The 11481-nt window shown below is 44.7% G+C and carries 10 protein-coding genes and 1 pseudogene; 9 read left to right on the plus strand and 2 right to left on the minus strand.

Annotated elements, in window-relative coordinates; all coding sequences use genetic code 11:
* The 4 genes and pseudogenes from F6K51_RS32985 to cobD all read left to right on the plus strand — a co-directional run.
* Window positions 1-798, plus strand: a pseudogene (locus F6K51_RS32985) (hypothetical protein); the annotation flags it as partial.
* A gap of 208 nt (window positions 799-1006) precedes the next feature.
* Window positions 1007-2068 (plus strand): IS630 family transposase, encoded by a 1062-nt coding sequence (locus F6K51_RS32990; RefSeq protein WP_293028945.1) that lies wholly within the window; start codon window positions 1007-1009, stop codon window positions 2066-2068.
* 390 nt (window positions 2069-2458) lie between these two features.
* Complete coding sequence (locus F6K51_RS32995) at window positions 2459-2743, plus strand: HU family DNA-binding protein (RefSeq protein WP_287251158.1); 285 nt, start codon at window positions 2459-2461, stop codon at window positions 2741-2743.
* 26 nt (window positions 2744-2769) lie between these two features.
* Window positions 2770-3906 (plus strand): threonine-phosphate decarboxylase CobD, encoded by a 1137-nt coding sequence (gene cobD, locus F6K51_RS33000; RefSeq protein ID WP_293028953.1) that lies wholly within the window; start codon window positions 2770-2772, stop codon window positions 3904-3906.
* A 218-nt stretch (window positions 3907-4124) separates the two neighbouring features.
* Here cobD and F6K51_RS33005 read toward each other — a convergent pair whose 3' ends face one another.
* Complete coding sequence (locus F6K51_RS33005) at window positions 4125-4298, minus strand: hypothetical protein (protein ID WP_293028955.1); 174 nt, start codon at window positions 4296-4298, stop codon at window positions 4125-4127.
* 114 nt (window positions 4299-4412) lie between these two features.
* Between F6K51_RS33005 and F6K51_RS33010 the strand changes: the two genes are divergently transcribed.
* The 4 genes from F6K51_RS33010 (at window position 4413) to rph (ending at window position 9534) form a co-directional block, all read left to right on the plus strand.
* Window positions 4413-6185: an NAD(P)/FAD-dependent oxidoreductase gene (locus F6K51_RS33010; protein ID WP_293028957.1), complete on the plus strand. Its 1773-nt coding sequence runs from the start codon at window positions 4413-4415 to the stop codon at window positions 6183-6185.
* A gap of 98 nt (window positions 6186-6283) precedes the next feature.
* A complete protein-coding gene (locus F6K51_RS33015; protein WP_293028959.1) occupies window positions 6284-7792 on the plus strand; it encodes a thymidylate synthase in 1509 nt (502 codons plus the stop codon).
* A 364-nt stretch (window positions 7793-8156) separates the two neighbouring features.
* A complete protein-coding gene (locus tag F6K51_RS33020) occupies window positions 8157-8729 on the plus strand; it encodes a dCMP deaminase family protein (RefSeq protein WP_293028962.1) in 573 nt (190 codons plus the stop codon).
* 100 nt (window positions 8730-8829) lie between these two features.
* The gene (rph, locus tag F6K51_RS33025) at window positions 8830-9534 is read left to right on the plus strand and encodes a ribonuclease PH (RefSeq protein ID WP_293028965.1); all 705 of its coding nucleotides are present in this window, start codon (window positions 8830-8832) and stop codon (window positions 9532-9534) included.
* A gap of 93 nt (window positions 9535-9627) precedes the next feature.
* Here rph and F6K51_RS33030 read toward each other — a convergent pair whose 3' ends face one another.
* On the minus strand, window positions 9628-10431 hold the full coding sequence (locus F6K51_RS33030) for a TPM domain-containing protein (RefSeq protein WP_293028968.1): 804 nt from the start codon (window positions 10429-10431) through the stop codon (window positions 9628-9630).
* A 579-nt stretch (window positions 10432-11010) separates the two neighbouring features.
* On the opposite strand from F6K51_RS33030, the gene F6K51_RS33035 reads away from it, so the two are divergent.
* Window positions 11011-11481 (plus strand): restriction endonuclease subunit R (locus F6K51_RS33035; RefSeq protein WP_293028971.1); only part of this gene is annotated, 471 nt, incomplete at its 3' end.

Below are 11481 nucleotides of genomic sequence, written 5' to 3' on the forward strand. Positions count from 1 at the left end.
GATAATATCGTTGATGGTTTCGTTGAAGGTAATATTCCATCACCCTTTGCCCGTCCCGGCTTTGGTCGAAATAGTAATCCATTCCAGCCAGGTGTGCAGGAAGTGGATGAAAACGGGTTTGAGTTTGCCCTTCCTTCTCTATTTGAGTTCCCTGATAAGTTTTTATTAACGTTGGAGGCTCAGATTACCAGCAACAACGCCAAGATTCTGACCGACCCAACTCTAGTCATCCAAGAAGGGCAGGAAGCTAGTGTCCGGTTGGTTCAGGAAGTACTGACCAGTGTGAGGACAGATATAGACACAGACGGTGGTGCTACCACTAGAACCATCACCCCGGTTATTGAAGAGGCTGGTTTAGTGCTAACGGTCAATGTTGAGAGAATTGACGACAATGGTTTTATCACCTTATCTACAGCTCCGTCGATCACAGCCCCCTCCGGAACTCAAGATTTTAACAGTGATAATGCACAAAACACCATCACATTCCTCAGTCGCCGAGAACTCAGCTCTGGACTAGTTCGTCTGCGGGATGGTCAGACGTTAATTCTATCTGGCATTATTCAGGACACTGACCGCACAACGGTATCGAAGGTGCCAATTTTGGGTGATATTCCCTTACTTGGTGCTCTGTTCAGAAGCACCGATAAGCAGAATCAGCGTACTGAAGTGATTATCCTGGTGACCCCTCAAATTATGGATGACACAGACCGCAATGGTGGGTATGGTTACAGCTACACTCCTGGACGGGATGCCCGTCAAATGTTAAACCGGGGAGGGTTTCAGTCTCCAGGTAACTAAGGGGAAATCAAGGTAAAGTTCAGCTAAAAGTGCCTTAACACTTCCGGTTTGACAGCTCCCGCCTACTTTAGTGGTGGGAGTAGTTACGTTTTGAGACTTTTACGTGTTGAATTAATTTTATTGAGTTGGTTTGGTTGATTTTTGATAAACATAAATTATATCAAATCCGGGTGTATACTTACTGTTAAGACAGAGCATGGTAAGTTTTATGCCCAAAAGGTTGACCCTGAAGCCCCACCTGAGTTGTGACGCCTTGGAACAGCGATATCGTGAAGAAAAAGACCCGGTGGGGCGAAGCCATTACCAAATACTGTGGTTAATGGCCAAAGGTAAAACGACCCTTGAAGTAGCGGAGGTGACTGGCTACTCCTTGCGGTGGATTCGGGTCATTGCTAACCGCTACAACAATAAAGGAGTTGCTGGAGTCGGAGACCAACGCCATCACAACTCAGGTGCTGAACCAATGCTTGATCAAGTCCAACAAGCTCAACTTTTACAAGCCCTAGAGACCCCAGTAAATGAAAGTGGATTGTGGAATGGACCCAAGGTAGCTGATTGGATGAGTCGGGTGCTAGAGCGTCCAGTGGCTCCGCAACGAGGATGGGAATATCTCAAGCAGATGGAGTACCGACTACGGATACCTCGTCCTGCTCATGTGGACTCGGACCCCTGGGAGCAAGAGAACTGGAAAAAAAAAATAGCAGAACGAGTAGAACAATTGCGCCAGCAGCACCCTGATGCCGAGATTCAACTTTGGGCAATGGATGAGCATCGTCTGGGTCTCAAGCCTATGGTAAGACGGCTATGGGTTCCATGGTGGGACATGCCAACAGCGACCGTGCAATGGCGGTTTCAATGGGTTTGGGTCTATGGGTTTGTCCATCCGGCTACTGGTCAAACCTACTGGTGGCTAATGCCAAAAGTTAACATCTACCTGTTCAATCAAGTGTTAGCAGACTTTGCTCAACATTTTGGTTTAGGGCAACACAAACAGGTTTTGTTGACTATAGACCAAGCGGGGTGGCACACCAGTGAGCAAGTGAAATGGCCAGAAGGATTACATGTGGAATTTCTGCCTTCTTACTCCCCTGAGTTGCAGCCAGCCGAAAGACTATGGCCATGGCTAGATGAACCAATTGTCAACCGCAGCTTTGAGAAAATTGAAGAGTTGGAGCAGATAATTTGCGCTCGCTGTTGTGTTTTACTCAAGCAGTGCGACTTCATTCGTGGTCTGACCCATTTTCATTGGTGGCAGGCAGCCAAGGCTTAACGATAACTATTTAACCGGATTTGATATTATAACTTAATATAATGGTCATTGTCAATACCTAAAAAGGGCTCTCAACAATGCTTATCCATGCTTATCCATAGCAGACCTACCAAGCACGCCTAGAGCGGGGGGCTTACCGTAAAATAATTAGTTATATATAATTAACAATCAAAGATCATAAAAAATTATGATTGTCTACTCCCTAAGGAATAAATTTAGGGGAGCATTTTGGGACAAAATTCTGAAATCTATATAAATTAAAGCATTCAACGATCCATATCGGCATTGCAAACATTAGAATAATGCAGTGAAACCTTGAAGCTGCGAGTGTTGCAGCGATTTTTTTGTTGAAAACCCTGGTTGGATGATCTGAAAAACAAGGAGATTTGAATGAATAAGGGTGAATTAGTTGATAAAGTGGCGGAAAGAGCTACTGTAACCAAAAAACAAGCGGATGCAGTACTAACGGCTACGATAGAAACGATTATGGAAGCAGTGTCTGAGGGTGATAAAGTCACCTTAGTGGGCTTTGGTTCCTTTGAATCCCGGGAGCGTAAGGCTCGTGAGGGTCGCAATCCCAAAACTGGTGAAAAGATGGAAATTCCGGCAACTAAGGTTCCAGCCTTTTCTGCTGGTAAGGTTTTTAAAGAGAGAGTTGCACCACCGAAGGAGTAATCGCTGATTCACTCAGAAACTTGTCCTTGAAACGACCAAGTCACGGGGGAAATTTAGCCTGGGCAGCAGCACTGGCTAACTGTCCTCCTTCCTTAATTCTTGATTTTTCTGCCAGCATCAATCCTCTTGGTCCCCCTAAAAGTGCGATCGCAGGGATTGAGTCTGGGCTAGATAACCTGGTAGCTTATCCTGACCCCAATTACGCCGAGCTGCGGCAGTGTTTGACGCAACTGCATCCAACCCTGCCCCCAGACTGGATTCTTCCAGGTAATGGCTCAGCCGAATTATTAACTTGGGCTTGTCGCGAGCTATCAGAACTAGATGAAACCTTGATAATTACTCCAGCATTTAGGGACTACCAACGGGGACTGAAGGCATTTGGAGCAAGAATTAGGGAGTGCCCCCTAATGAGGGAACTCTCGACACCTAGTGTCAGATTGGGAGATGGGGAGATGGGCAGGGAAATTGATTCTTTGATGCCCTTACTCCCTGACTCCCTTACTTCCTTACTCCCACAAGAGGGGACTCGAAAGGGTTTGCTGCTGAATACCCCCCACAATCCCACAGGTCAATTGTTTACCTCAGAAGCAATTGAGCCTTATCTGAAGCAATTTGCTTTGGTGGTTGTGGATGAGGCTTTCATGGATTTCCTGCCTCCTGAGCAGGAGCAAAGCCTGATTCCTTTAATTGGGGATTATCCGAACTTGGTAATTTTGCGATCGCTTACCAAGTTTTACAGTCTTCCTGGACTCAGACTCGGTTATTGCATCGCCCACCCTGAGCGACTTCAACGTTGGCAGCAGTGGCGGGACCCTTGGCCAATCAATACCTTAGCAGCGGCAGCGGCAGCGGCAGTGGTTCAGGATAGAGCATTTCAACAGCAAACCTGGGATTGGTTAGCACCAGCGCGTAAGCAACTGTTTCAGGGACTGGCTAAGTTACCTGGTCTTCAACCTTACCCCAGTGCAGCTAACTTCTTGCTAGTCCACTCAGAAAAATCCACGTCACAGATCCAAGCACAACTACTCCAACACCATCGGATTTTGATCAGAGATTGCCTAAGCTTCCCGGAATTAAGCGATCGCTTTTTCCGGGTCGCTGTACGTACACAGGCAGATAACCAACGCTTACTAACAGCTTTAGACGCTATCTTGATAAGTTGAAGGTTAGAAGGTTAGAAGGTTAGAAGGTTGAAGGTTGAACGCGTAGCGTGGCCTTTTGGCCAAGGTTGAAGGTTGAAGGTTAGAAGGTTGAAGGTTGAAGGTTAGAAGGTTGAAGGTTGAAGGTTAGAAGGTTGAAGGTTGTTCGCGTAGCGTGGCCTATTGGCCAAGGTTGTTCGCGTAGCGTGGCCTATTGGCCAAGGTTGTTCGCGTAGCGTGGCCTATTGGCCAAGGTTGTTCGCGTAGCGTGGCCTATTGGCCAAGGTTGTTCGCGTAGCGTGGCCTATTGGCCAAGGTTGCTGGCCGTAGGCGTCTGTTGTCGCGTAGGTTAGATGGTTGTTCGCGTAGCGTGGCCTATTGGCCAAGGTGAAGCGGCTGTAACCTGTAACTTTCAACCGGCTAACCGGCTAACCTGTAACCTGTAACTTTCAACCTGTAACCTTTAACGTTCAACAGGCTAACCGGCTAACCTGTAAGTTGTAACCTGCTAACCTTCAACTATTGGAAGAATGACCGTTGACTATGACCTAATTATCATTGGTGGCACTCCTGCTGGTGTCTATGCTGCTGTTACGGCTGCTGGTTTAAATGCTCGTGTGGCTCTGGTAGACCCTCAGCAAGGACAAAATAGTTGGCTAGCACAGGGGACTATTTACACCAGAGTATTAAGTGAGATGGGGCGTAAGCTTGAGCAGATGCGTGACGCTGCTCAATTGGGTATTCACCCTCAAATAGATGATTTAACCGAACCCGTCATGTCACAGACCGGGTTTCCATCCCTACCACTAACTGAGGTGATGGAATGGGCTAATCTAGTGGTTGCCAACTGCTCAGAACAGAATTCTTCAGCTATTTTAGCTACTTTAGGGATTGATCTAATCACTGGTGAGGGGGAATTTTGCCGACTGCCTCACCTCGGTTTTGTAGTCAACAACCGACGTTTGCGGTCTCGTGCCTATCTGATCGCTACTGGCTCTCGCCCAGCTATTCCCGATATCAAAGGGTTACAGACCATAGACTATTTCACACCAAAGGATATCTGGCACAAAGTGTTGAAGGTTGGAAGGTTGAAGGTTGAAGGGGAGTTGAAGGTTGAAGGGGAGTTGAAGGTTGGAAGGTTCAAGGTTGAAGGGGAGTTGAAGGTTGGAAATGAAAACCAGCAACCTAAAAACCAGCAACCCGATAATCAGCAACCTGAAAACCAGCAACCTGAAAACCAGCAACCCGATCACCTTGGCCAAAAGGCCACGCTACGCGAACAACCTTGGCCAAAAGGCCACGCTACGCGAACAACCTCCCAACCTTCAACCTCCCAACCTTCAACCTCCCAACCTTCAACCTCCCAACCTTCACTACCCAAAACCTGGGTAGTGATTGGGGATGAGCCTATTGCTCCAGAACTAGCTCAGACTTTAGCTAGACTCGGTTGTGAGGTAACGTTGGTGGTCAGTACTACTCGTATTTTGTTCCAGGAAGACCTAGAAGCATCTAGGCTCATACAAGCTCAGTTGGAAGCTGAGGGAATTCGAGTTCTGACGGATAGTCCAGTTGATCAGGTCAGAGAGATTGACGGGAAAACCTGGGTTCAGGCTGGTAATAAGGCCATTGAAGCTGATGCCATTTTACTGGCTACGGGTGAGCAACCCAATGTGGAATCCTTAAATCTAGAAGGGGTTGGGATAAAGTACACTCAGCAGGGTCTTCAGGTCAATAAGAAACTACAAACGACTAATCCCCGCATCTATAGCTGTGGCAAGATGGCTGGTGGTTATCCCTGTGCCCATATTGCCCAGTATCAAGCCAGCATTGCCTTGAAGAATGCATTGTTTTTCCCCTGCTTTAAGGTGGATTATCACGGGATTCCCTGGACAATCTTAACTGAACCCCAATTAGCACGGGTAGGTCTGACAGAAGTAGAAGCCAGAAAGCGCTATGGCAAGAATGTTTGGGTGATTCGAGAATATTTCAAAGAGTTAGATCAGGCTCAGCTCCTGGGGCAAACCACTGGGTATATGAAACTGGTAGTGCAGCGCAATGGGACAATTTTAGGAGCAACCATAGTTGGATCACACGCAACAGAATTAATCGGGGAAATTACCCTAGCGATTCAGCAGAAAATTAAATTGGGTATGTTGGCAAATCTCTATTATCCCTATCCCACCTTGTCAGAGATTTTTAAGAAAACAGCAATACAGTGGCAGCACCAACGAATTAGTCGTAATCAGACCTTAAAAAACTTTCTGGAAGGTTTCTTTAACCTACGCCGTAGTTGGTCAAAATGAATGTTGATTACCATTACTTCACGCTTAAACCTTAAACATTTAACAGTTAACATTTAAAATTTAACAGTCAACATTCAAGCTTCAACTTCTGCATTAAAATGACAGCAATCACCAAACCAAGTCAATTCCAGTACAAACCCCTGCACAAGCCTAACCAACTAATTTACGGTACAGGTCAAACGGCGGTAATTACTGGTTGGACGATCAAAGAAGCGATCGCAAAAAAGTTAAACCCTTCTGAGTTTGCTGTGGTCGGACAGTTATACAGTCCCACCCGGGGAATTAGCCTGCTCATTCGTAATCTCCTCGCTAATCCCCATGTCCGCTACTTGGTCATTCTCAACGCTACGAAGGAAGACCGAAATGCTGGCAGTGGGACTTGCTTGCTGGACTTCTTCCGCCATGGGGTTGAAGAAGGGACTAGTGATACTGGTCGTCACTGCTGGGTGATTCGCTCTTCTATAAAAGGGTATATTGACATGGAGATTCCCTTAGTCATCCTAGAACAACTCAGAAGGGAACTTTCTGTGGCAGAGGCTGATTCGATTACCCAAGCCGTTAGTCTGGTTAAGTCTTATGGCTCCAAAACTCAAGAGCCCTGGGGAAAATCGTTGGAATTTCCTATGGCCAATGATGTCGGGGCATCTGGCTGTGCCCCCCTAAAACCAGGACCGCGCTACGGACATCGCATTGAAGGACGAACGATAGCTGAAACTTGGGTTAAAATAATTCATCGCATTAAAACTACCGGCACAATTCGGCCCACGGGTTATGACGGATATTGGCAAGAGCTAATTGATTTAATGGCAGTAGTAACGGCAGAACCTCCTGAATTTTACTTTCCTCAGCCCAATTATTTACCATGCGATCGCGACTTTATCCAAGAATACATTCATCAAATCCTGGACGACGCACCCGTAGTAGAAGGAGTGAAATATACTTATGGTCAACGTCTACGTTCTTGGTTCAAACGTGACCAAATCGAGCAAGTCATCACCAAACTCATTGGTGAAATCGATGCAGCCAGTGCAGTGATGTCCCTATGGGATGTCAAAGACCATGAGAAAGGGGGCAGTCCTTGTCTGAATCACATCTGGCTGAGAGTTGTGGATAATGAATTGTCCCTAACCGCCACATTGAGAAGTAATGATATGTTTAGCGCTTGGCCAGCTAATGCCTTTGGACTCAGAGCCCTACAGCAGTATATTAAAGACCAAATTGCTAAGCGCGGGGGTATTCAATTAAAAATGGGACCGCTGATTACCGTTAGTCAAAGTGCTCATATTTATGATGATTGTTATGACTATGCTAATCGGATTATTCAAAATCACTATCAACAAATTATCAATTCAGAACAGAAACAGTATGCTGATCCCATTGGTAATTTCTTGATTGAAACGGAAAATACTGATATTATAGTGAAGCATACAACCCCTGGTAGCGGGGAAGTAATTGCTACGTATTCTGGTAAAAATGCCATGAGTTTATCTAGAAAAATTTGTAGTGATAATCCTTCAATACAACCTAGTCATGCGGTCTATTTAGGAATAGAATTAGAAAAAGCTATGATAGCTATAAAAGAAGATAAAAATTATCACCAATTATAGCATTTTTAATACTTATGATATACAAAATCCTGGGTATTAAGAATTAGGGAGTAAGGAGTGACCCATGGGAAAATTGACTGTACTTCATGACTAGGATAAGTTATTGATAAGCAGTTATTGATCAGCATCAACTATAGATAACCTAAAAAACGAGTTTGGTGTAAAAAATAACCAAAGATAGTTTGGTGAATAGTTCTTGGTAAAATGACAAGTTATAGCAACCACAGTAAAGGTTAAGACATGTTTCTATTTACTGTTCTCTTTTACCTGCTCCCTGTTCACTTAAAAAAGACGATGATAGTTTATGTCATCAACTAAACTGACATTGATATAAAATTGATCATTAACAACTTTAAAATTACCAATGACTAATGAAAGACCAAACTGGGATGAATACTTTTTAATGATGGCTAAGCTAGCAGCTACTCGCTCAACCTGTTTAGCCTTTCCTGTAGGAGCAGTGATTGTTAAAAACAATCAGATTTTAGCAACAGGTTACAATGGTCCCCCATCTGGCTCAAGTCATTGCACAGCTCAGGGATACTGCTATGCTGGACTAAGTAGCTGCGATGCGTCTCGTACCATGCCATCCCGAGCTGTTCATGCTGAAGCGAATGCGATCGCGTTTGCAGCTAAACATGGTATTGCCACTGCTGGAGCGACTATTTATGTCACCCTAGAACCTTGTGTATCGTGCTTGAAGTTAATCATTTCAGCTGGCATAAAGAAAGTTTTTTATGAGACTATCTTCAATAGTGGAGAGAAAGCTCTAGTTAGAGATCATTTTCTGAACGACGGCTTAGTTAGCCTAACCCAAATCCAGTTAAGTGAAGAAACAGCTAAACGAGCAGCTTCATTTCTCCTCAATCCAACATCTGTTACTAAATTGTCGGACAAAATTATTGAAAACAATTACACAATTATTAACGGTGACTAGCTCGATAATATAGCTCAATAATATTGTGATAATTTTTGTTCCCTACTCCCTACTCCCTACTCCCTACTCCCTACTCCCTACTCCCTTTGCTACATAACTTATGTCTTGGCAGCGTCCTGATCACCGACAAGCGGATCAACTACGTCCCATTTTGTTTGAGCGAGAGTTTACCCGCTATGCTCTTGGTTCCGTTTTAGCTCACTGTGGTGAGACCAAAGTACTTTGTACCGTGACGGTTCAGGAGGAAGTCCCCCGATTTCTCAAGGATACTGGCAGCGGCTGGCTAACCGCTGAGTATAGGATGTTACCAGGAGCAACACCGGAACGCCAAAGACGGGAACTTCTCAAGCTTTCCGGTCGAACTCAGGAAATTCAGCGGTTAATCGGACGTAGTTTACGGGCTGCTGTTGATCTCAAAGCCTTGGGCGAGAGGACCATTACGGTAGATGCGGATGTTTTACAGGCGGATGCAGGTACCCGCACTACCTCCATTACTGGGGGATATGTTGCTCTTGCGGATGCTGTGGATAAACTGGTTAAAACGGGAGTACTAGAGCGATCGCCTTTAATTCACCAAGTTGCTGCTGTCTCCGTCGGTTTATTGGAAGGTGAGCCCTTTTTAGACCTCAACTATCTCGAAGATGTGGCGGCTGATGTGGATTTTAATGTAGTGATGAACGACCAAATGGGTATTATTGAGGTTCAGGGAACAGCGGAGTCAGGGGCTTATACTCGCCATCAACTCAATCAGTTGATGGACCTAGCAGAAAAAGGTATTAAGGAGTTATTAGAAGCACAGCGCTAGCAGAAACATAGTGCTGAGTAATGAGTAGGAACTCCTGCAACCTAGCTATTAATTTCCGGAAAATTCCGGAAATTACGGGGATTTGACCAGGTGTTAAGTTTCTGAAGCTGATGATTCACTAATCACTGGTGACAAGTAAGCCACAATCGCACCGAGAAGAAAACCAATAATATTGCGCAATAGTGGCAAGTAATCAGATGTCCGTGTCACCACAGGTCCAATACCGAAGGCAATAAACAGGATACCCCAAAGTGGCGACAAAATCAAAGCCCATTGCCAAGCGAAAACCTGTTCCCGTTTGCGGGGGATAGCCGCAAATCCAAAAATCACTCCTCCGAGAGTAGAAGTAATTAGGGTCAGAATCCACTGTTCCCGTGGTAGTCCAGGTACCACCCGACATCCACCTTGGCGCAGGCATTGCTTGACCGTATCTAGGGATTCGATAATGGATTGGTTTTCGCCATTATCCCGTACAAAGTAGAGATTACCAAATCGGGTTTGCAACTCTACCCAAAATGTCCGAGGAAGGAATTCATAGAGGGCATCACCCACGTTAAACCCTAGAATATTACCCCCTCGGGCGTCAGCAATCAGTAACACACTTTTGTCGTTAAGTCCCCAAAACTCTTTGACTGCCCGACCAGGGGTGCGGTCATATTGGGTCAAAACTCGGAGTTTCCAGCCAGTTTCCTCCTCAAAGCTTTCTAAATCTTCGACTAGTTTCTGCTCTTGAAGCTCTGGAATAAAGTTCGCTAAATCAATGACTGGTGTTTGAACCTCGGGCAGTAACTCAGGATTGTCGTAAGCCTTTGCCTCAGGAGCAATCGCCCACATAGAACAAGCTAGGAACAGTGCTGCTAAGGATACTAAAATTCGTTTTGGAAACAGATACTGCATAGTTATTTTCAACCGGCAATGGACAGTATGCTTATCTTTTAGATAAATAATCAAGTAAAACTAAGCATTTCTTTACACTTGTTTACTTTATTCTAATCTTGGTTGCGATCGCAAAATGTTCGATCGCTTTTAGCGGAAGCTTCGCTTCATCGCGTAGCGTGACCTACGGTCAATCTTGTACAGTACAGGGATGATTGACAGGGGTAAGTTTCTGACATCAGGGTCAAACAGGGAGTGTGGGAGGTGTGGGAGGTGTGGGAGGAGAAGGGAGTGTAGGTTGGTTACATGTTGAATTGCCAGAACTATCTCCAGTTAGCGGCTGGATTCCATCAGGTGGTGATCAAAAATAAACCTGTAGAATTAGAATCAGAATTAGGGGTTAAATTAAACAGTATTGTAAAGGATAAAATAGCCACGTAATGCAGTAATTACTTAAAATTGAGAGCGATATTATTTTTACGATTGACCATAGGCCAATCTACGCGAAGGTTTATAATAAGGTAAAAGCATTAGCAATTAAAAATAAAATTTAAATTCCTAATTAACCTAATTAACCTAATTAACAATTCCCAAAGGATAATGGTAGAAACAATCGTAGCCCAAGATATTTCTCTGCCTCAATTGAAGGAAAAATTTGGACTAGAGCCCAATACAGAAGAGCAATTATTTCCAGAATGGCAAGAGGATTTACCGGAACTAAATGAGCTAGAAAAACAATGGCTAGATCGAGTCAAGGATGACTATCTTCACTTATCTGAGTATCCCATGGTAGAACCGATTGTCAAAATGGTGGTGCTATCCCCATTGTTGAGAATTGCTGATTTTTATCGCCCACCCTTCTATATTATTGCTGAAAAGGATGTACAAATTTCATCGGAAGATCAGGAAACGATTGTCAGGGGACGAATTGATATTTTGATTTGCCAACCTCAGTTTTGGATAGTGGTGATTGAAGCGAAACGAGCAGAATACTCTTTAAAGGTAGGGATACCACAAGCTCTAGCTTATATGTTGGCTAATCCTGAGCTACAAAAGCCTGCTTTCGGATTT

The sequence above is a fragment of the Moorena sp. SIO3I8 genome (assembly GCF_010692325.1).
Lineage (GTDB): Bacteria > Cyanobacteriota > Cyanobacteriia > Cyanobacteriales > Coleofasciculaceae > Moorena.

Excerpts from the sequence above, each read along its gene's own strand:
- F6K51_RS33020 (WP_293028962.1), top strand. The coding sequence starts at position 8,157 with ATGACTAATGAAAGACCAAACTGGGATGAATACTTTTTAATGATGGCT.
- F6K51_RS33030 (WP_293028968.1), bottom strand. The coding sequence starts at position 10,431 with ATGCAGTATCTGTTTCCAAAACGAATTTTAGTATCCTTAGCAGCACTG.
- F6K51_RS32990 (WP_293028945.1), top strand. The coding sequence starts at position 1,007 with ATGCCCAAAAGGTTGACCCTGAAGCCCCACCTGAGTTGTGACGCCTTG.
- F6K51_RS32995 (WP_287251158.1), top strand. The coding sequence starts at position 2,459 with ATGAATAAGGGTGAATTAGTTGATAAAGTGGCGGAAAGAGCTACTGTA.
- rph (WP_293028965.1), top strand. The coding sequence starts at position 8,830 with ATGTCTTGGCAGCGTCCTGATCACCGACAAGCGGATCAACTACGTCCC.
- F6K51_RS33010 (WP_293028957.1), top strand. The coding sequence starts at position 4,413 with ATGACCGTTGACTATGACCTAATTATCATTGGTGGCACTCCTGCTGGT.
- F6K51_RS33015 (WP_293028959.1), top strand. The coding sequence starts at position 6,284 with ATGACAGCAATCACCAAACCAAGTCAATTCCAGTACAAACCCCTGCAC.